This is a genomic window from Enterovibrio gelatinilyticus (assembly GCF_028683095.1).
Classification (GTDB): Bacteria; Pseudomonadota; Gammaproteobacteria; order Enterobacterales; family Vibrionaceae; genus Enterovibrio; species Enterovibrio gelatinilyticus.
The window spans coordinates 49372-69948 of the sequence record NZ_JAJUBC010000007.1 but is presented as its reverse complement, the minus strand read 5'-3'; the positions used below and the strand labels follow the sequence as shown (position 1 = coordinate 69948).

Here is a 20577-nt window from a genome sequence, read left to right as displayed (position 1 = left end):
AAGTGACGCTATGAACATTGTATCCATTTTGCTCTCGCTGAGCTTAAGCGTCCCAGTGTTTGCCATTGCAGCAGACACTCAAAGCACAAGCGAAAACACAAACGGTAGTGAAATCGAGGTCCTTCACTGGTGGACCAGCGGTGGTGAAGCCCTAGCCGTCAAAGAACTAAAAGACATGATGAAAGAGCAAGGCCACAACTGGAAGGACTTCGCCGTTCCAGGACGTGCAGGAGCAAGTGCGATCAATACCCTTCGAATTCGCACACTTTCAGGCAACCCGCCCGATGTAGCACAAATAAAAGGTCCTGAAATTCAAGAATGGGGCGCTCAGGGTTTTCTCACCAATATCGATGACGTTGCTGAACAGCAAAGCTGGAGCGAATTACTTCCTCGCCGAGTATCGGACTATCTCAAAGTCGATGGTCACTATGTTGCTGTCCCTTTCAATATTCACCGAGTCAATTGGCTATGGGCAAATCGCAAGGTGTTTGAAGAAGTAGGCGCAGCGCTGCCACAAACGCTAGATGAATTCTTTGTCGCCGCTGAAAAAATCAAAGCTGCTGGCTATATCCCTCTCGCGCTAGGCAACGAAGCTTGGCAAGAAGCGACGTTATTTGAATCCATTGCACTTGCCATCATGGGTACCGATGATTTTCGACGCGCATTTTCCGAGCATAATTCCGAACTGCTTACTGGCTCTAAAATGCGTGAAACCTTGCTAACGCTTCGGAGAATGAAGCAATACACAGATGCAAACAGTCCTGGTAGAAGCTGGAGTGACACCACTTCGCTCGTTATCGAAGGTAAGGCTGCCATGCAGATAATGGGTGATTGGGCAAAGGGCGAGTTTTTAGCAGCCGACAAAATCGCAGGAAAAGATTTCGTCTGTTTGCCGGCGCCTGGAACCGCTAATCAGTTTTCATTCAATATCGACAGCTTCGTATTTTTTAACAAAGACAACCCACAAACCATTGCCTCTCAAAAAGAGTTAGCGACGCTAATCCTTGATCCGGAGTTTCAGAGAGAATTTAACCAAAACAAAGGGTCAATTCCTGTACGTGTTGATATCGACATGCAGAACTTCGATGATTGTGCACAAGACGCCATGCAAGCCTTCCTGCGTGCCGCTGCGACCGACAACCTTGTTGCAAGTCTTTCGCACAACATGGCCATTGGGCGCGCTTCCCAAATCGCGCTCTTTGATGTCATCTCCCGCTTTTACAACAACGACAACGTCGATATCGACGAAACGCTTCGCCACGTTCGCGCTGCTGTTCTTGCTGACAAACTATAACGAATTCCTTCACTGTCGCAGACATCACCTCGGTGTCTGCCATCCGTTCTCGTTGTATACCCAATCAACCTGGAGATGCAGGATTAAGGTTGTTTGGGTGTATATCTCTTTACCTAACTAAGCTTCCAAATTTTGAGAAAGCCTTCTTATCTGATGTAAATTTAATCTGTTGTGTGGTTTGCGATCATGACACTCCGCCTTTCGAGTGCTATAACAAAATTGCAACAATTTGCTCGTATGCTCACCTATTACTGCTCGTTCGAGCAGTCAGGACGTTAATACAGATAGAACAAGAATTGCAACTATTCCGACAGACAAGGAGTTCTACATGAAGTTAAGTCAATTGGCAGCATTCACCTCTGTTTCACTCATGCTCGCTGCCCCATCCTATGCAGCAACTGAGATTGAATGGTGGCACGCAATGGGCGGAAACCTAGGCGAAAAAGTGAATGAGATTGCTGACAAATTTAACGCAAGCCAAACGGAATTCGTGGTTAAGCCAGTTTACAAAGGCAACTACACAGAAACCATGACGGGCGCAGTTGCGGCATTTCGTGCCAAACAACAACCTGAAATCGTGCAGGTGTTTGAAGTGGGTACGGCGACAATGATGTCGGCCAAAGGGGCAATTTACCCAGTATACGAACTGATGAAAGACACAGAAACGCCGTTCGATTCATCCGAATACCTTTCATCCGTAGCAGGTTATTACACAGACACCGATGGCAACATGCTATCTATGCCATTTAACAGCTCGACCCCTGTGCTTTATTACAACAAAGATTTGTTTGCTAAAGCCGGTGTCACCCCGCCAAAAACGTGGGAAGAGATGGGCGACGTTGCTAAAAAGCTACGTGATAACGGCGTAACGTGTGGCTTCACCACAGGTTGGCAATCATGGGTTCAAATCGAAAACTTCGGTGCGCGCCACAACCAACCTATTGCCACTGCAGACAACGGTTTCAGCAGCACTGATGCAAAACTGCAGATCAACAACAAGCCGTTTGTTAAGCACATCAACCAATTGGCTGAATGGCAAAAAGACGGCACGTTCAAATACGGTGGCCGCCGTTCAGACAGCGCACCATTGTTCTACAGCGGCGAATGTGCAATGTACATGAACTCGTCAGCGTCTTACGCGGGTATCAAGGGTAACGTTGATGGCTTCGAATTTGGCGTATCGCAACTGCCTTACTACGAATCTGAAATCAAGAACCCTCAAAACTCCATCATTGGCGGCGCGACCTTGTGGGTATTACAAGGCCACGACAAGAAAGACTATGAAGGCGTAGCGGAATTCTTCAAGTTCATGTCGAGCAGTGATATTCAGGCTGATTGGCACCAATTCACGGGTTACCTACCAATCACGCATGCTGCTTACAAGCAAAGCAAGAAAGAAGGGTTCTACGACAAAAACCCAGGTACCGACGTCGCCATCACGCAGATGACATCTGTCGAGCCTACGCCAGCATCGAAAGGTATCCGTCTTGGTAACTTCGTACAAATCCGTGATGTGATCAACGAAGAACTCGAGAACGTTTGGTCTGGCGAAGCAACGGCGCAAGAAGCCTTAGACAAAGCAGTACAGCGCAGTAATGTATTACTCGCTAAGTTTGCTAAAGCAAACAAATAATCCTCGAACGTAACGCTGAACTCATAACAGCGTCAGTTCTTAACTTGGCTAGTTAAAGTAATCAGACGGAGGGCGGGTCCGCCCCCCTCCTTCATGGAAGAGATGCAGATAGCTTATGGATAACAAACCCGTTTTCCAAAACACCCTACTGCCACTCATGCTCCTCGCTCCACAATTAATCATCACCTTTGTGTTCTTTTTGTGGCCGGCAGGACAAGCAGTTTGGCAATCAACCTTGCTAGAAGACCCTTTTGGTTTAAACACTGAATTTGTTGGGCTTAGTAATTTCTTCGAACTGTTTGAAGACAGCACGTATTTTGAAACCTTTGGCACCACACTATTCTTCAGCTTCGCTGTCGCCGTGCTCGCGCTAAGTGTCTCTTTGTTGCTGGCCGTGATGGCTGACCATGTCATCAAAGGCGCAACGACCTATAAAACCCTATTAATTTGGCCTTACGCGGTCGCCCCAGCCGTTGCTGGTGTCCTTTGGTTGTTCATGTTCAACCCTACCGTTGGCGTGCTTGCCCATGCGCTTTCTGCCATGGGGGTGGAATGGAACCCCTTCATCAATGGCAGTCACGGCATGACCATGGTGGTTATCGCCGCAACATGGAAGCAGATCAGTTACAACTTCTTGTTTTTCTTGGCTGGCCTTCAATCCATTCCTCGCTCACTGATTGAAGCGGGTGCGATTGACGGTGCAGGCCCAGCGAAACGCTTCTTCACCATTATTTTTCCACTGCTATCTCCAACATCGTTCTTCTTGTTGGTTATCAATTTGGTTTACGCCTTCTTCGATACCTTTGGCGTTATCCACGCGATGACACAAGGCGGCCCAGGCAGTTCAACCACCACCTTGGTCTATAAGGTGTACTCAGATGGCTTTGTTGGCTTGAACTTAGGTTCTTCAGCGGCACAGTCTGTTCTGCTCATGATCTTGGTGGGTATTTTGACCGTGATTCAGTTCCGTTACGTTGAGAAGAAGGTGGCTTACTGATGGTAGAAAGACGACCCCTACTCACCTTTTTCAGCCACTTTGTGCTGATTGCTGGCGTGCTGATTGTTGCGCTGCCCGTTTGGTTGGCACTGACCGCTGCAACGCACGACAGTAAAGAATTCGTCAGTGGCATGACACCGCTATGGTTTGGCGACCGTGGCCTTGATGTGTTCATTGAAGTCTTCACCGAAGGCACATCGCGTGAGCTTGATATCACGGTTGCGGGCATGTTGTGGAACTCGACCTTAATGGCGCTGGGCATTGCCTTCGGCAAGTTGTCGATCTCCATCCTGTCAGCCTATGCCGTGGTGTATTTCCGCTTTCCTGGCCGTATGTTGGCGTTTTGGGTGATTTTCATGACCCTCATGCTGCCTGTTGAAGTACGGATCATGCCGACATTTCAGGTCATTGCTGATCTCAGCATGCTTAACACCATGTCAGGACTCACCATACCTTTGATTGCGAGTGCTACCGCTACCTTCTTGTTCCGCCAGTTCTTTTTGACCGTGCCTGGTGAACTGCTCGAAGCGGCGCGAATTGACGGCGCAGGCCCTATCAAGTTCTTCTTTGATATTTTGCTTCCGCTTTCACGCACTAACATCGCAGCCTTGTTTGTTATCACCTTTATCTACGGTTGGAACCAGTACCTCTGGCCACTGTTGATCACCACTGATGATAACTACTACACCATCGTAATGAGTATTCAGCGCATGTTGGCGGTGGGCGATGGCGAAGTGGAATGGAACAGAGTGATGGCAACCACCTTGATGGCGATGGTGCCCCCCGTATTAGTGGTACTTGGTATGCAAAGACTCTTCGTGAAAGGTCTTGTAGAAACAGAAAAATAAACACCAATTATCCGGTAGATAGAAATCTTTCACACAGAGGATGCGTGAATGGCAACAGTAACACTCGATCAAATAAGCAAAGTTTACCCAAACGGGTTCAAAGCAATTCATGGCGTGGACTTAGCCATCAATGATGGTGAGATGATTGTCCTCGTCGGCCCAAGTGGTTGTGGAAAATCAACCCTACTACGCATGATTGCAGGCTTAGAAACCATTTCTGGCGGTACGCTTTCCATTGATGAACAACGCGTGAATGAGCGGGAACCGGGCGAGCGAGATATCGCCATGGTGTTCCAAAACTACGCATTGTACCCACACATGACCGTCTTCAATAACATGGCCTATGGCTTGCGTAACCGTGGTGTACCGAAAGATGAAATTGAAAAGACAGTCAACGACGTTGCACAGATGCTCGAACTCGACCACCTACTAAAACGACGACCTTCCCAGTTGTCTGGTGGTCAACGTCAACGTGTCGCTATGGGGCGTGCGATTGTTCGTCGTCCAAAGGCTTTCTTGTTCGATGAGCCACTGTCGAACCTTGATGCCAAGCTACGTGTTCAAATGCGCCTTGAAATCAAAAAGCTTCAGCGCAACCTCAATACCACGGCGGTATACGTTACGCACGATCAGGTTGAAGCCATGACATTGGCTGATCGCCTCGTTGTGCTTAATGGTGGTGACGTTGAACAAATCGGAACACCGCTTGAGGTCTACGATAAGCCCGCGTCTCTGTTCGTGGCGACATTTATTGGCAGCCCATCAATGAATATTGTGCCCGGCGCAATCAAAGACGGGCAGCTTGTATTTGAGAATGGCGATTGCGTGAAACCACTGGACGTCGCTGATAGAGAATTGCTCATCGGTTTACGCCCTGAGCATCTTCAAATTGCTGATAATCCAGCGAATAAACAACTGTCTATGGATGTCATTCTGACAGAGTCTTTAGGTGCTGACTTACTGGTTTACGGCAATGTATCTGGTACTGAGCATCAAATCACACTGCGAGTGGAAGGACATATTGTGGTTGAAGATGGCGCTACGCTGCCGTTAACCATAGATTCACACAATGTGCACCTGTTCGACAAAGACACTGAGAAAGCACTCAGAGTGTAATCTTTTTTCAGTCCATATAACGGATTGTAATCACTCAGCCTAGGCGCGTTCATCCTCTGAATCGTCTAGGCTGAAACGAAAATTCGTAACCTCCAAGCGCCCACTCTCTCGATGTCATAACCGTTTTACCTTCAATCTGAGCTTCCTGAGGTCAATGACTCTGATCTGATGACAATTTCCCTTTAAAACCTCGTCAAAGCCATGGGTTAATCACGATTTTTTCTCAGTGAAACATGCACCTTGAGGTCATTTGGGTATACCATTACCATAACAACAATAAAAATATGCCGTTCTGCAATGGCTATATACTTCGATCAAAAAGGATTTGCGATATGAGTCGTTCTGCCCTGCTTCTTCTTGCCACTCTTCTTCCCGGCATTGCCGTCGCCAAAGACATCAATCAAATTGATCCTGCATGTGCGACTCAGAAATATGAAAACTACGTCAACGCGTCGATTTCTTGGTACGAAAACTTGGTAGATTTAACCATTAAGAAAGACCCAAGTTTAGAAGGCGTTGCTAACTGGTTTCTTGAAGGCCGACGCAATCACTTTACCCTGAATAACGAAGCGTTTGATTACTACATTGCAAACGACCCGAGTAAACTAAACCTCGACGCACCCGTTGAATCGTGGTTGAACTTGACGCAAGAAGACATAAAAGCACTGAGCCACTCACAAGGTGAACTTGCCGAAGCGGCAAAGAAAGTGTTTGAGTTCCGTCAAAGCAAAGCCCATGAAGGTAACTATGACCTGCGTTCTGCACTCGCTGATCTACTCAGTCATCCAAAAGAAATTGAAGTACCGCTAGAACGTTATAACAGTGAGATGCAAGCATTGTCCCAGACTCAATGTGACAAAAAAGCATAGTCGCTATCGCCAACAGGCAGTTCGGCACGGACTGCCTTAGTTTTTGACGATCGCGACCTCATCTACCTACTGACAACTAGAAAGAACAATCTCCAAGTTGCATGACTCTCGTCGTGTCTCATCGATACATATTGTTCGGCGTCGCGTAAGCTAACCCCACCCAACTTCGAGAAAGCATTCCTGATATGGTCATTGAGACAAAGAAGGCAAAAGCATCACTAGAAAGCCTTCACCGTATTTTTACTGTACCTGAAGCCCCAAACTCCACTTTGGGAACGATTGAACAGGCGATCTCGCAGAACTTAAATCGTTTCCTGCAAGACCACATCATTGCCACCGAATATTCACTGACGGAAATAGAAAAAGACTTCTGTAACGCCAACGTACCAGAACAGCCGTCTTTTGTTTCTGACCACACAGAGTTTTTACTCGACAAACTGGTCGCGCAATCTGTACACACTTCTTCGCCGCGATTTATTGGGCACATGACCTCAGCATTACCCTACTTTTTGATGCCACTCTCTAAGATCATGATTGCGCTCAATCAGAACACGGTGAAAATCGAAACATCAAAAGCATTCACGCCTCTAGAGCGTCAAGTGTTGGGCATGCTTCATAACCTTATTTATCAGCAAGATGATGCATTCTATGATAGCTGGATGCACAGTGCTGAGCACTCGCTTGGCGCATTCTGCTCTGGCGGCACCATCGCAAACATTACTGCGCTTTGGGTCGCTCGAAATGCTGCCCTAAAATCAGATGGCGCTTTTAAAGGTGTCGCTGAGGAAGGATTGTTTCGCGCCATGAAACATTATGGTTACGAGGATCTCGCCATTCTTGTCTCCGAACGCGGGCATTATTCGTTAAAGAAATCTGCCGATGTTCTGGGCATTGGTCGTGAATCTCTTATTGCGATTCCTACCGACGAAAACAACCGTATTCGTATCGATAAGCTTGAAGAAACTGTCGCATTACTCAAGAAGAAAAACATCAAGCCATTTGCGCTAATTGGTGTTGCTGGAACAACTGAAACGGGCAACATTGACCCGCTAGATGCCATGGCAGATATCGCCGAACGCGAAGGTATGCACTTTCACGTTGATGCCGCTTGGGGAGGAGCAAGCCTGCTTTCGAACACGCAACGTCCAAAGCTCAAAGGCATTGAGCGTGCAGACTCCGTCACCATTGACGCTCACAAACAAATGTATGTGCCCATGGGTGCTGGCATGGTGATATTCAAAGACCCATCGTTGGTTTCAGCTATTGAGCATCACGCTGATTACATTTTACGTAAGGGCTCAAAAGATCTCGGCAGCCATACCCTTGAGGGGTCACGTGGTGGCATGGCAATGCTGCTGTTTGCAAGCCTCAACATCATTGGTCGTCAAGGTTACGAATTGTTGATTGACCAAAGCGTCGAAAAAGCCGAGTACTTTTCCAACCTAGTCTCGCAGCAGTCTGATTTTGAGATCATCAGCAAACCCGAGTTGTGCTTACTGACCTATCGCTACGTTCCTGAATCTGTAAAGCAAGCCTACGCCATTGCCACATCAAACCAAAAAGATACGCTTCATGAACAATTGAATGCGTTGACGGTTTTCATTCAAAAACGACAGCGAGAAGCGGGTCAGAACTTTGTATCACGTACCACATTAACGCCCACTCATCTTGATGGGCGGTCGACGCATGTATTCCGTGTGGTACTCGCCAACCCGCTTACCACAAAAGACATTTTGCAAGATGTGCTTGATGAGCAACGTTGTATCGCGAAGCAAAGTACTCTTGTCTATCCCGAGCTGATGGCGTTAGCAAATAGCATTCTCCTCGCTGACGCCCCTATAACTCAGGCACTAACCACTGAGTAAAATACCAAGCCCCAAGAAACTGCTATTCGCAGTTTCTTGGTTTTGCGATTGTTAACTCACTGAAATAACATCCCAATATTCGCCTGGTTGCTACGCTTAAACACGACAGTGTTTAAGCAACAGATGATGAGGTGACAATGCCAGCATTGGGATTTGAATTAAAAGCGTTAGATGTTTTCGTCGCAACGGCAAAGATTGGCAATATGACTGCCGCCGCCGCACAGCTCAATATGTCCCAATCCGCTGTTTCTCAGATCCTTTCACAACTTGAATCCAACCTCGGAGTCAAACTGCTCGACCGCAGCGTTCGCCCCGTCGAACTCACCGTGGCAGGGCGTTACTTCTATGACCAATCCGTTCATTTACTCGATCAGGCATACAAAACTCAGCATGAGGTGACGAAAGGGAGTTTTGATCGCCTTCATTTGGTAAGAATTGCCATGGTGGACTCACTCGCCGCAACTGTCGGGCAGCCTCTGATTGAGGTAGTGAAAAAGCACACCGAGAATTGGACCATGATGACGGGCTACTCACATCTCCACCAGCAAGGGTTACTGAGTCGTAGTATTGATATTATCATTTCTGATGATGTACTCGAAAAACAAGATAACCTTAGGCGCTGCCAAATACTCAAAGAGCCCTTCGTACTTGTCATTCCTCGTGGCTTCCACGAGAGATTCCCAGATTTATGCACGTCATTACCCGCTCTTAGCAGACATTTAGACATGGTTAGATACAGTCAACAAAGTCTTATTAGTCAGTCAATTGAGACTTATCTTCACCAGCAGGGCTTGGATGTGCCGGACCGCATGCAACTCGACAACACCTATGCGGTGCTATCTGCAGTGGCACAAGGTTTAGGTTGGGCTCTCACTACGCCATTGTGCCTCATGCAAGGTGAGTTGTTTCGTCAGCAAATCACCTGTCTGCCACTTCCTGAAAAAGACACATTTTTCCGCTACTTAACACTCATCGCTCGACGCAATGAGCTGGGTGATTTACCGGAAACGCTTGCCCACGACAGCTGCAAAATACTCAGAGACCACTACTTAAATAAAATACGCCAAGCTCATCCATGGTTGGATGGGAAAATCCGCATCGGGCGTTACTCTGCAGTGTGATCACGATCGTTACTATTAGCAATCCTTATAGTATTGCCTCACTTTCCGTGATTGTTGTGGCAGTTTTTTTGCTTCATCTCCTACCTTAATTTCATTAGATCGTTACCGAACGCCAGACTATGAAACTGGAAACGGTGCTTCTGGGTGCGTCAACTATCGTTGATCAGTGAATGTTATTTAGTGCGATAGCCAAAGGTTTCAATACAAGGAGCGGCAATGGAAGCGCGGGAAGTAAAATCAGCCGAGGATGCAAAGCGCATTGTTGAAGAAAGAAAGCTGACTCATGTGAAAGTGGGAGTGTTTGACAACGATGGTGTCATGCGTGGCAAGTACATGTCTAAAGACAAGTTCTTTTCCTCTCTAGATGGCGGCTTCGCCTTCTGCGATGTGGTGCTGGGCTGGGATGTCAAAGACCAATTGTATGACAATGTGAAATTCACAGGCTGGCACACAGGATACCCTGATGCCCCTGCTCGAATTTTGCCAGAAACGTGTCGTGATGTGCTGGACGAAGATGGCATGGTGATGTTCATTGCCGAGTTTGCAGGTGCAGCTGAAGCAGTTTGCCCACGCGCCACACTGCGACGCGTACTCGATAAAGCCTCTGAAATGGGATTTGATGCGTTTGCGGCCCTAGAATACGAATTTTTTATCTTCGACGAAACGCCACACTCCGCACGAGAGAAAGGGTACCGTAACCTCAAAACCATTACGCCAGATTGGTTTGGCTATTCCATGATCCGCAACTCCACCTATTCTGGGTTGTATAAAGCTATTCTCGCCATGAGCGAATCCATGGACTTTCCCATTGAGGGCATCCACTCCGAGACGGGCCCTGGTGTAATTGAAGCCGCGTTAGCCTATGACTCAGCGCTCAATGCCGCTGACAAAGCAGCCCTGTTTAAAACTTACATGAAAGTGCTCGCACAGAAAAACGACATGATGGCGACCTTCATGGCGAAATGGAGCAATGACTACCCCGGCCAAAGCGGGCACATTCACGTCTCTTTACGTGACAAACAAACAGGAAAGAATGCATTTTATGCGCCAGACGCAGAGCTGAACATGAGCGACATACAGCGTCATTTCCTCGCAGGTCAGCAACGTCTCATGCCACAGTTTTTGTGCATGATTGCGCCATCAATTAACAGTTATTCCCGAATGATCCCCGGCTTCTGGGCGCCGACTGATGCTACGTGGGGTGTGGAAAATCGCACCACATCACTTCGCGTTATCCCAGGATCTGAAAAATCTCAACGTATTGAATATCGCCTCGGTGCGGCAGATGCTAACCCCTACCTCGCCCTTGCTGCTGCGCTGGCTTCAGGTCTTTACGGTATCGAGCACAAACTCGAACCTCATGACCGAATCATCGGTAACGCATACGAAATGACGCATCCCGAGGAGCTTCAACTGCCTCGCACCTTGTGGGAGGCCGCACAATCGTTCAAACAATCCGAAGCCGCGAAGGCCATGCTCGGTGATGCTTTTGTTGAACACTATGCCGCATCAAGAGAATGGGAAGAACGAGAGTTCCGTAAGCATGTGACGGATTGGGAATTAGACCGCTACTTCGAAATTATTTAGGTGGGAAACATGGAACGTTTTCAAACAATCACACCCGTTGATGGTTCAGTGTATGTCGAGCGTCCTTACGCGACAGCCAACGTCATCAATCTTACGCTGGAAAAAGCACAGACCGCGCAAACACATTGGCAAGCATTGCCTCTTGAAGCACGCCAAGCCATTTGCACAAAGGCCGTGGAATGTTTCGTGGCAAACCAAGATGCCATTGGTGAAGAAGTCACATGGATGATGGGCCGACCAATGGCTTACACCAAAGGAGAAGTCGCTGGTTTTGTAGAGCGTGCTACACACATGATTAATATTGCGCCCGAGGCGCTAGCACCAATCATGTTACCCGAGAAACAAGGTTTTCGCCGATACATCAAACGTGTTCCCCTTGGAACTGTCTTCGTCGTTGCGCCTTGGAACTACCCATACCTTACTGCCGTGAATGCCATCGTTCCTGCATTGTTGGCGGGCAATACAGTGATCCTCAAACATTCTGCTCAAACACCACTTTGCGCAGAACGTATGGTTGCTGCCTTTGTTGAGGCAGGCATTCCAGAGGATGTTTTTCAATATCTGCATTTATCTCATGCAGACACAGAAAGCGTTATGCAACACCACAGCATTCGCCATGTCGCTTTCACAGGGTCAGTTCCTGGCGGTGCAATGGTTGAACGTGCCGTTGCAGGTCGATTTATCGGTACAGGTCTAGAGCTTGGCGGCAAAGACCCTGCGTACATTCGCCAAGACGCTGAGATCAAGAATGCTGTGGAAACCGTCATTGATGGTGCGTTTTTCAATTCAGGGCAGTCTTGTTGTGGCATGGAACGTTTATATGTACATGAAGATGTCTACGACGATGTCGTCAATCAGTCCATTGAACTGGTTAAACAGTACAAACTCGGTCGCCCAGATAATCCAGAGACTTCTTTAGGCCCGCTAGTTCGTACTGCATCTGCAGACTTCGTGCGCGCTCAAACACAAGAGGCGATCAATCAAGGCGCTAAAGCCCTGATCGACCCGCATCACTTTCCTGCCGATCAACCCAATACGCCGTACCTTGCCCCTCAGTTACTGGTCAATGTCACTCATGCTATGCGTGTGATGACCGAAGAAACCTTCGGTCCACTACTCGGTATCCAAAAAGTGAAAGATGACGATGAAGCACTTCGCTTAATGAATGACAGCGAGTTTGGTCTGACAGCGGCAATCTTTACCCAAGACGAGGCACGAGGAGAGCAACTGGCAGAGCGGGTTGAGGCTGGTACCGTGTTTCTTAATCGCTGTGATTACCTCGATCCTGCGCTTGCTTGGGTGGGTATCAAAAACAGTGGACGCGGTTGCACACTGTCCCAAGTTGGCTTTGAACAATTGACACGTCCCAAATCTTTTCACTTTAAGCGCGTTTAGGAGCAAACCATGAGCCTTTCTTCTTGGAACTACCCCACAGCCATGGTCGCGGGTGAAGGTGCAATCTCGCAACTCCCTGATGCATGTCACAATCTCGGTATGCGTCGGCCATTACTGGTGACGGATCCTGGTATCGCGGCATTACCGATGACCAATCAAATCATTGAGTTATGTCAGCAATCAGGCATTGAACCGACCCTGTTCAGTGACGTGCAAGGCAATCCGACTGGCCAAAATGTAGAAGCAGGAAATCGTGCATTTGTTGGCGGCGAACATGATGGCGTTATTGCGCTCGGTGGCGGCTCAGCACTAGATTGCGCCAAGGCCATTGCATTGTCCGCGCAACAGACACGTTCGCTTTGGGATTTCGAAGATGTCGGCGACAACTGGACGCTGGCCAATGAAGACAAAATTGCGCCAGTTATTGCTATACCAACCACTGCAGGTACGGGTTCTGAAGTGGGTCGCGCCTCAGTCATCACCAACGAGCACGAGAAGCGAAAAATCATCATTTTTCACCCAGCTATGGTGCCGCTAAAAGTTATCCTCGACCCCACACTGACAGTCGGTTTGCCAGCCGCTATCACGGCGGCAACTGGCATGGATGCCCTCTCACATAATCTCGAAGGTCTGTGCTCTCCGTTCTATCACCCAATGGCTGAAGGGATCGCAATAGAAGGCATTCGACTTATCAAGCACAACTTGCCAACCGCCGTCGACAATGGCGCAGACATAGATGCACGAACGCAAATGCTCGTCGCATCAAGCATGGGCGCAACGGCTTTTCAAAAAGGGCTGGGGGCGATGCACGCCATCGCTCATAGTCTTGGCGCTTTATATAACAGTCATCATGGCTTACTCAACGCTATTTTGATGCCCTATGTGCTCAACGCCAATCGCGATCAAATCGAAGACAAAATGACACGACTTGCTCGGTACCTTGATTTAGATATTCAAGGAACCGGTACAGATACCGTGCTGGCTTGGGTATTAGCGCTGAGAAAATCGGTTGGCATACCGCATACATTGGGTGAAATCGGCATTACTGAATCAGACGCCGAACTGGTGGGCATAATGGCGCTGAACGACCCTTCAGCGGGCGGTAACCCGATTTCATTCACCGCGAAGCAATACAGCCAGTTGTTCTCAGATGCTGTAAATGGCAACGGCGTGTAGTGGGGACGACGTATGCAGGTTGGCATTTTACTTTGCGATGATGTGAAAACAGAGCTTCAAGCGACACATCAGAACTATTCAAACATGTTCGCCGCGATTCTATTTCGCGAAGATCCAGAATTGTCGTTGCACTTCTATCGGGTGATTGACGGAGAATATCCGCAGCAAATCGACGAGTGCGATGGGTACATTATTTCAGGGAGTCGCTACAGCGTGTACGACGACCTGCCATGGATAAATAGGTTCGAAGCCTTTGTTCGCACTCTGTACGCTGAAGGCAAGCCGACTGTCGGTATTTGCTTTGGCCATCAGATGATGGCGCGAGCGCTAGGTGGGGAGGTCCGCCGATCAGAACGTGGCTGGGGTGTTGGTATCGCCACCAGCGAAATCAAAGCCAATGCTGATTGGCTGGATCCTGATACAAGAAAATTCTCATTGGTCGTCAGCCATCAAGATCAAGTGAGTCGTTTACCCAAGCACGGAAAAAACCTAGCAGGAAGTGAATTTTGTCCCATTGGTATGTTCACCGTAGACAATCACTTTCTTGCCATTCAAGGACACCCCGAATTCAGCCGCGCGTATTCTTTCGATCTCATGGAAACTCGGCGTGACCGTATTCCCGAAGCCGTTATCGATAAAGGTCAGGCATCACTGACTCATACACCTGATAGCGGCAATGTCACCAAATGGCTACTGAATTTCTTGCGCCAAGCTACGCGCAATTAACTCCGAAACTAATGATCATCATAAGGATATGATTCATGGACTCTACCCGCGATGAAGCCGATGAGACACTGAAGTATCTGCCCTCACCGCTAGCAGGCTATGTCAGGTTTGTAGAAACGATTAACTACTATGTAGGCCGTTTCGCTATGTACCTCATTTTTCTCATGCTTGGCATCCTCGTTTATTCCTCTGTCACCAAAACCTTTTTCTTTCCGTCACTTTGGACATTGGAAATGGCGCAGTTTGTCATGGTTGCTTACTACATGCTGGGGGGCCCCTATTCCATGCAACTCAATAGCCATGTCCGCATGGATTTAGTGTATGGAAATTGGTCACCGCGAACCAAGGCAATGGTTGACACTGTTACCGTCCTCTTTCTGTTTATCTATCTCGCCGTGTTGCTTTACGGCGGTATTTCCAGCACCACTTACGCCTTGGAATATGGCGAACGTAGCTATTCCGCTTGGCGACCTTATATGTCTCCTATCAAAATTATCATGTGCGTCAGCATCTTCCTTATGATCCTTCAAGCGACGGCCGTCATGCTCAAAGATATCGCGAAATTACGTGCACCTCTTGATCCGCCAGCGAGTTCAGCAGAAGGAGATGCACAATGAGCTATGAGTTGATCGCACTGCTAATGTTCTCCTCCATGATGTTGATGTTGCTAACAGGCCAACGCGTCTTTGCCGCCATAGGCTCTGTCGCCGTTATCGCTTCATTATTGCTTTGGGGCGATGGCGGCTCAGAAATCGCATTCGGCGCCGCAATGAAACTCATGAAGTGGTACCCACTGCTTACCCTACCCCTGTTCATCTACATGGGTTACATGCTGTCAGAATCCGGTATTGCCGAAGATCTCTACAAAATGTTCCACGTTTGGATGGGGCCGATTCACGGCGGGTTAGCTATTGGGACAATTCTCTTGATGGTGGCCGTCTCCGCCATGAATGGCTTAAGTGTGGCGGGCATGGCTATCGGTGCCAGTATCGCCCTTCCCGAGCTGCTTCGGCGAGGCTATGACAAAATCATGGTCACAGGGGTCATTCAGGCGGGTAGCTCTCTTGGGATACTCGTACCTCCCAGTGTGGTACTGGTGCTCTATGGCATGATCGCGAGACAACCCGTTGGGCAATTATGGTTAGCTGGCGTGTTCCCCGGCTTGCTCATGGCGTTCATGTTCGTCATGTATATCGTCATACGTTGTAAACTTCAGCCACAACTTGGCCCTGCGCTGTCAGAAGAAGAACGTAACGTCCCCTTCTCTGAAAAACTCAAGCTACTGCGTGCAGGTGTACTTCCTCTTGGGATCTTTTTCTCAATGACTGGCCTGTTCCTCATGGGCGTAACCAGCTTGGTCGAAAGCTCCGCTGTCGGTGCGCTCGCTGCGACGGTCGCCGCCATAATCAAGCGTCGCATGACAAAACAAGTGATCGAAAACACACTGCGAAAAACCCTCGCCATTAGCTGTATGTTCATGTGGATTATTCTGGCAGCACTGTGTTTTGGTGCAGTATTCGACGGGCTAGGTGCAGTCAAAGCGATTGAAGCCTTATTCGTCGACAGGTTGGGGCTCACGCCTTGGGAAGTACTGATTCTGATGCAGCTTTCTTATCTCATCATGGGCACATTTCTCGACGATACCGCCATGCTGGTCATCGTCGCGCCGCTTTATGTTCCCTTGGTCAAATTACTTGGCTTCGACCTCATTTGGTATGGCGTGCTCTACACCATTACCTGCCAAATTGCCTATATGACGCCGCCATTTGGTTACAACCTCTTCTTGATGAGGGCAATGGCGCCTCCAGAAGTCTCGTTGACTGATATATACCGTTCCATTATTCCGTTTGTACTCATCATGATGGGCGCGCTTGTCATCGTGATGGTTTTCCCACAAGTCGCCTTGTGGCTGCCAGAATGGCATTACAGCCGATAGCTGGCAAAAGAACCTAGACTCAAAAGTAAGACGAGCAAGGTGTAATACCAATTGGATTAAGTAGGTGGTCATAAATTTGCGCCGGGAAAATCGTCAAGAGCAAGGAAGATATTGCAGTAAGTAGTTATTCTACCTACAAAATATCTGACGCCGTTATTGTCGATTTTAACCAGCAAGAATGACCGAATATTTAATCAGATTGGTATAACACCGAGACACGTAAACCAAACGATGTAGCGTCAAACAGTGCAACATCAAACCTATATGTGAAAAGGACACCGCTATGAGTAATAGACGCGATTTTTTGAAAAAAGCAGGGATCGTCGGTGCGGGTAGTGCGACCGCCATCATGGGCGCACCCGCCGTTGTTTCTGCCAAAGAGCCGATTCGTTGGCGTTTGCAAACATATGCTGGCCCCGCTCTTGCCGAACACGTCATTAAGCCAGCCGTGGATGCATTCAACATTGCTGCCAATGGCGAGATGGTGATCGAGTTGTATTTCGCCGACCAGCTTGTTCCAACAGGCGAGTTGTTCCGCGCAATGCAAAAAGGAACCATCGACGCCGTACAAAGTGACGATGACTCGATTGCTGCCCCGGTAGATATCTCCGTATTTGGTGGTTATTTCCCTTTCGCAACCCGTTATAGTCTTGATGTGCCAGTTTTGTTTGAAGAATATGGCTTGAAGGAAATTTGGAAAGAAGCCTACGATGAAGTTAAAGGTGTGACTTGGCTAAGCGCAGGCTCTTGGGACCCTTGCCATTTCGCCACCGTTGATCCAATCAATAGTCTCGCAGATCTCAAAGGCAAACGTATTTTCACCTTCCCAACTGCAGGCCGATTCCTATCACGATTCGGTGTTATTCCAGTCACCTTGCCATGGGAAGATGTAGAAGTGGCGGTTCAAACTGGCGAACTTGATGGCATAGCATGGTCAGGCATTACCGAAGACTACACAGTCGGCTGGGCAGATGTCACTAACTACTTCTTAACCAACAATATTTCTGGCGCTTGGTGCGGGTCATTCTTCGCAAACTCTGAACGTTGGGATGCCCTACCAGAACACTTAAAAGTGCTGTTCAACATGATGATGGATACATCTCACTACTATCGTCAGCATTGGTACTGGGGCGGCGAGGCAAAACTTAGAACTCAGGGCACCAAAATGCAGCTCACCACGATTCCAGACGAAGAGTGGCGACAAGTGGAGCTGGAAGCGTATAAATTCTGGGATGAAGTGGCAGAAACAAGCCCACGCAACAAACGGGTGGTAGAAGTATTCAAAGAGTATGCGGCTGTGATGGAGAAAGCGGGTAAGCCGTATCGTAATTCCTAGTCAAAGACGGTGAACGAAAAAAGCGGCTGATGATTGCCGCTTTTTCTTTGCCTGAAGCAAATCACAAACGACAGAAATGAAAAAAACCAGCGTCAATAGGCCAATACCGACACTGGTTTTCCTCGAGTTTTGCTAGCGGCTTTAGAGTTCCGCCCTCTCATTTATTTCCTTCAGCTTACAAACTAAAAACAGAAAGAAATGAAAGTCTTGTGGTTCAGAATCAGTCGATAAGTGGCGGCCTGCATTACTGACTGATTTTGAACACAGGGCTAATTTAGTATCTGATGAATAAGAAAACTGTGAGGTCTATAAAAAGTTCCTTTATCTTTTAAATAGATGCGTAAAAAATGCGACCCACCTAAAAAAGTGGAACTAGGCTAACAATAAAATACAACAATCAGTTCATTCCTATTTCACAAAGTTTGTGGCACATTCCGCACGACCTAATTGATAAACTCGTTTTTCACGAATGGTTCGGCGGGTTTCATTCCACTGATGAATTATTGCAGCGCGATCAACACCTCTGCCCACTTCATTAAACAGAAAACGGTCAACCGTGTGATTGAACGCCTCGAGATCCATCTTCTCTTGATAAACGACACCCATATATTCAAATGCCCACATTTTCTCTTTGGCACTCCCCACCACAGTAAATCGTTGCAACGTATCCAACGCCGCTTCGTATTCGCAATCAATCACTTGCTGCTCAACGGATACCAGCTTTCCATGTACACCGTAAGTCGGTATATATGAACATGCAGTCAATACTAACAACGCCATGGCGGCAAAAAATGCGGTTCTCATTCTAAGTCCCTTTATCTATTCATTTTTAACTAGCGGCAACGTACAAAATAACTGCAAGTATCGCGCCATTCCGGTGGGATTCTATTATCAGCATCGCTCAACTCTGTTCACAAAATGTCCGCAACACACCACCAAGGGGTGCCAAACATAGATAAACTCCGACAAATGAACAGAAAGGCACTTCCAAACAATCCAAATGACATGAATGATTACTCGTTACTACACGAATATCGGCTTAATTAGCATCAACTAGCAGTCGTAAAAGCGCACACGCGTTGCTTACCTTATTGAATATGAACAAAAAAAGCAGAAGCGTTTCCGCTTATGCTTTTTCATAAAATGAACACTTTCAACCAGTAAGCCTTAACGAAGAAGGCAAACGTAATGAGAGTTATGGGCGCGTACCCAACTTCACCGTACCGTTTTGGTCAAACATGGCTACCTGCTTGTTCTTACGACCAATAAGCAAGGGCTTGTCATCGTAAAACAGAAAGTTCTTCCAGTACTTTTTGAACATGCCCCAGCGCGTTTCTATGATGTTACTTTTCTCATAGCAAAAATAGACAACGGCGTTGTCCTCCCAAGGGAAATGCGCAATGAATGCCTCAGGCAAATCCGCTTCATCTTCCCAAGCCTTTTGCCAGTTAACATCACCTTCCCACACACTTTGCATCACAGGCCAATCACCTTTACCAAAATGGTCTGGTGTCGGGCTTTCATTGCTAATGAAATCTCGCCATAACTGCGCACCACGTGCTTCTGCCATTGGCTTAATTTCCGTGTAATCTTCGGGGGCAACAGGCATAGACTGATGCGTGAAAATCCACTTACGCTTGTAATCTTCAAAGGGAATGTAATTCATAGCTCTCTCAGATTGCAGGGCAATTAACCTGCAAACATGTAACCTTCACCATGCACAGTAATAAACAACTGTGGTTTCTTAGGTTCTGCTTCTATTTTATTTCTTAAGCGACGAACCAGCACATCAACGGTGCGGTCATTTGGTGCGTCGACACGATGGCTAATCAAGTTGAGAAGGCGTTCTCGACTCAACACTCGACTAGGGTTTGCCGTAAAAGCCACTAGCATTTCATATTCAGCTTTAGTCAGCTTTACTGCGTCGTACTTATTGCTTAACGCGCGTCGATCAATATCAAATGTCCAACCGTTGAAGTTAACGATTTTATCATTTTCTCGAGGCAAACTCTCGACATCCGACGCTTTGTTGTTGCGAGATATCCGCCACAGCAAATTTCTGACCCTAACTAACAACTCACGCAATTCAAGAGGCTTGGTGAAGTAATCATCCGCCCCCATCTCTAAACCAACAATGCGATCGATGCTGTCGGTACGCGCCGTGACCAAAATAATACCCACATCAGATTTACTGCGTAGATCTCGTGTCAGCATTAACCCGTCTTCACCCGGCAAATTGATATCGAGTAAAACGAGATCAATATGCTGGTCATTCATAACTTTGTGCATTTCCCTGCCGTCAGCGGCCTGACTGACACTATATCCTTGTTTTTCGAAGTATCCGCTTATCATTGTGCGAGTAACAACTTCGTCATCTACGACCAAAATGTGATAGCTCAACGCAATCCTGTTCACAATTCGTCACTAAGGCGCGCACTGTAACAGTAAATGGGTGATGAAATTTGATTTATCTCACGGTTTTTTCAGTTTTTTACACACTCAAGCTGATGATTTCAAAAAGGCAAAAATTAAGGTTTTGCGAGTTACATTGCAAAACCTCAATTTTTTAAGCATTTAGAAGCACATAGCTAGCACACCTCAGCACTCTTTCTGACGCTATTCACAATCTTTCACAACTTGATCCTGACCGTTCATTTTGGTGCGTAACCATATTCACA

General features: G+C 47.5%; 18 protein-coding genes. 15 read left to right on the top strand and 3 right to left on the bottom strand.

Annotated elements, in window-relative coordinates:
• Positions 1-10: 10 nt before the first annotated feature.
• The 15 genes from LRP50_RS07985 (at position 11) to LRP50_RS07915 (ending at position 17899) form a co-directional block, all read left to right on the top strand.
• Entirely contained in the window at positions 11-1294 is a 1284-nt protein-coding gene (locus LRP50_RS07985) for an ABC transporter substrate-binding protein (RefSeq protein WP_274163936.1), read from the top strand.
• Positions 1295-1622: 328 nt separating this feature from the next.
• Positions 1623-2927 (top strand): sn-glycerol-3-phosphate ABC transporter substrate-binding protein UgpB, encoded by a 1305-nt coding sequence (gene ugpB / locus LRP50_RS07980; protein WP_274163935.1) that lies wholly within the window; start codon positions 1623-1625, stop codon positions 2925-2927.
• A gap of 115 nt (positions 2928-3042) precedes the next feature.
• Positions 3043-3924, top strand: a complete 882-nt coding sequence (ugpA, locus tag LRP50_RS07975; RefSeq protein ID WP_017009427.1) for a sn-glycerol-3-phosphate ABC transporter permease UgpA — start codon at positions 3043-3045, stop codon at positions 3922-3924.
• A complete protein-coding gene (ugpE, locus tag LRP50_RS07970) occupies positions 3924-4772 on the top strand; it encodes a sn-glycerol-3-phosphate ABC transporter permease UgpE (RefSeq protein WP_129492878.1) in 849 nt (282 codons plus the stop codon). The genes ugpA and ugpE overlap by 1 nt, the downstream gene beginning before the upstream one ends.
• A gap of 48 nt (positions 4773-4820) precedes the next feature.
• A complete protein-coding gene (locus tag LRP50_RS07965; protein ID WP_274163934.1) occupies positions 4821-5888 on the top strand; it encodes a sn-glycerol-3-phosphate import ATP-binding protein UgpC in 1068 nt (355 codons plus the stop codon).
• Between the two features lie 332 nt (positions 5889-6220).
• Positions 6221-6757: a hypothetical protein gene (locus tag LRP50_RS07960; protein ID WP_274163933.1), complete on the top strand. Its 537-nt coding sequence runs from the start codon at positions 6221-6223 to the stop codon at positions 6755-6757.
• A gap of 185 nt (positions 6758-6942) precedes the next feature.
• Positions 6943-8622: a pyridoxal-dependent aspartate 1-decarboxylase PanP gene (gene panP, locus LRP50_RS07955; protein WP_274163932.1), complete on the top strand. Its 1680-nt coding sequence runs from the start codon at positions 6943-6945 to the stop codon at positions 8620-8622.
• Positions 8623-8759: 137 nt separating this feature from the next.
• A complete protein-coding gene (locus LRP50_RS07950) occupies positions 8760-9743 on the top strand; it encodes a LysR family transcriptional regulator (RefSeq protein ID WP_274163931.1) in 984 nt (327 codons plus the stop codon).
• 216 nt (positions 9744-9959) lie between these two features.
• Complete coding sequence (locus LRP50_RS07945; protein WP_274163930.1) at positions 9960-11330, top strand: glutamine synthetase family protein; 1371 nt, start codon at positions 9960-9962, stop codon at positions 11328-11330.
• A gap of 9 nt (positions 11331-11339) precedes the next feature.
• A complete protein-coding gene (locus LRP50_RS07940) occupies positions 11340-12725 on the top strand; it encodes an aldehyde dehydrogenase family protein (protein WP_274163929.1) in 1386 nt (461 codons plus the stop codon).
• A gap of 9 nt (positions 12726-12734) precedes the next feature.
• Entirely contained in the window at positions 12735-13901 is a 1167-nt protein-coding gene (locus LRP50_RS07935) for an iron-containing alcohol dehydrogenase (protein ID WP_274163928.1), read from the top strand.
• A gap of 12 nt (positions 13902-13913) precedes the next feature.
• On the top strand, positions 13914-14627 hold the full coding sequence (locus tag LRP50_RS07930) for a glutamine amidotransferase-related protein (protein ID WP_274163927.1): 714 nt from the start codon (positions 13914-13916) through the stop codon (positions 14625-14627).
• Between the two features lie 35 nt (positions 14628-14662).
• Positions 14663-15244, top strand: a complete 582-nt coding sequence (locus tag LRP50_RS07925; RefSeq protein ID WP_274163926.1) for a TRAP transporter small permease subunit — start codon at positions 14663-14665, stop codon at positions 15242-15244.
• Positions 15241-16563 carry a TRAP transporter large permease gene (locus tag LRP50_RS07920; protein ID WP_274163925.1) on the top strand — a complete coding sequence of 441 codons (1323 nt, stop codon included), beginning with the start codon at positions 15241-15243 and terminating at the stop codon, positions 16561-16563. Before LRP50_RS07925 ends, LRP50_RS07920 begins: the two co-directional genes overlap by 4 nt.
• Positions 16564-16846: 283 nt before the next feature.
• Positions 16847-17899: a TRAP transporter substrate-binding protein gene (locus LRP50_RS07915; protein ID WP_274163924.1), complete on the top strand. Its 1053-nt coding sequence runs from the start codon at positions 16847-16849 to the stop codon at positions 17897-17899.
• Positions 17900-18307: 408 nt separating this feature from the next.
• On the opposite strand, the gene LRP50_RS07910 is transcribed toward LRP50_RS07915, so the two are convergent.
• The 3 genes from LRP50_RS07910 to torR form a co-directional block, all read right to left on the bottom strand.
• Positions 18308-18703 carry a hypothetical protein gene (locus tag LRP50_RS07910; protein WP_274163923.1) on the bottom strand — a complete coding sequence of 132 codons (396 nt, stop codon included), beginning with the start codon at positions 18701-18703 and terminating at the stop codon, positions 18308-18310.
• A 391-nt stretch (positions 18704-19094) separates the two neighbouring features.
• Positions 19095-19565: a DUF2947 domain-containing protein gene (locus tag LRP50_RS07905; protein ID WP_274163922.1), complete on the bottom strand. Its 471-nt coding sequence runs from the start codon at positions 19563-19565 to the stop codon at positions 19095-19097.
• Positions 19566-19588: 23 nt separating this feature from the next.
• Positions 19589-20299: a two-component system response regulator TorR gene (torR, locus tag LRP50_RS07900; RefSeq protein WP_274164025.1), complete on the bottom strand. Its 711-nt coding sequence runs from the start codon at positions 20297-20299 to the stop codon at positions 19589-19591.
• Between the last annotated feature and the right edge of the window lie 278 nt (positions 20300-20577).

What these genes read in the sequence shown, in the direction of transcription:
- LRP50_RS07985 (WP_274163936.1), top strand. Translation starts at nt 11, where the DNA reads ATGAACATTGTATCCATTTTGCTCTCGCTGAGCTTAAGCGTCCCAGTG.
- ugpB (WP_274163935.1), top strand. Translation starts at nt 1,623, where the DNA reads ATGAAGTTAAGTCAATTGGCAGCATTCACCTCTGTTTCACTCATGCTC.
- ugpA (WP_017009427.1), top strand. Translation starts at nt 3,043, where the DNA reads ATGGATAACAAACCCGTTTTCCAAAACACCCTACTGCCACTCATGCTC.
- ugpE (WP_129492878.1), top strand. Translation starts at nt 3,924, where the DNA reads ATGGTAGAAAGACGACCCCTACTCACCTTTTTCAGCCACTTTGTGCTG.
- LRP50_RS07965 (WP_274163934.1), top strand. Translation starts at nt 4,821, where the DNA reads ATGGCAACAGTAACACTCGATCAAATAAGCAAAGTTTACCCAAACGGG.
- LRP50_RS07960 (WP_274163933.1), top strand. Translation starts at nt 6,221, where the DNA reads ATGAGTCGTTCTGCCCTGCTTCTTCTTGCCACTCTTCTTCCCGGCATT.
- panP (WP_274163932.1), top strand. Translation starts at nt 6,943, where the DNA reads ATGGTCATTGAGACAAAGAAGGCAAAAGCATCACTAGAAAGCCTTCAC.
- LRP50_RS07950 (WP_274163931.1), top strand. Translation starts at nt 8,760, where the DNA reads ATGCCAGCATTGGGATTTGAATTAAAAGCGTTAGATGTTTTCGTCGCA.
- LRP50_RS07945 (WP_274163930.1), top strand. Translation starts at nt 9,960, where the DNA reads ATGGAAGCGCGGGAAGTAAAATCAGCCGAGGATGCAAAGCGCATTGTT.
- LRP50_RS07940 (WP_274163929.1), top strand. Translation starts at nt 11,340, where the DNA reads ATGGAACGTTTTCAAACAATCACACCCGTTGATGGTTCAGTGTATGTC.
- LRP50_RS07935 (WP_274163928.1), top strand. Translation starts at nt 12,735, where the DNA reads ATGAGCCTTTCTTCTTGGAACTACCCCACAGCCATGGTCGCGGGTGAA.
- LRP50_RS07930 (WP_274163927.1), top strand. Translation starts at nt 13,914, where the DNA reads ATGCAGGTTGGCATTTTACTTTGCGATGATGTGAAAACAGAGCTTCAA.
- LRP50_RS07925 (WP_274163926.1), top strand. Translation starts at nt 14,663, where the DNA reads ATGGACTCTACCCGCGATGAAGCCGATGAGACACTGAAGTATCTGCCC.
- LRP50_RS07920 (WP_274163925.1), top strand. Translation starts at nt 15,241, where the DNA reads ATGAGCTATGAGTTGATCGCACTGCTAATGTTCTCCTCCATGATGTTG.
- LRP50_RS07915 (WP_274163924.1), top strand. Translation starts at nt 16,847, where the DNA reads ATGAGTAATAGACGCGATTTTTTGAAAAAAGCAGGGATCGTCGGTGCG.
- LRP50_RS07910 (WP_274163923.1), bottom strand. Translation starts at nt 18,703, where the DNA reads ATGAGAACCGCATTTTTTGCCGCCATGGCGTTGTTAGTATTGACTGCA.
- LRP50_RS07905 (WP_274163922.1), bottom strand. Translation starts at nt 19,565, where the DNA reads ATGAATTACATTCCCTTTGAAGATTACAAGCGTAAGTGGATTTTCACG.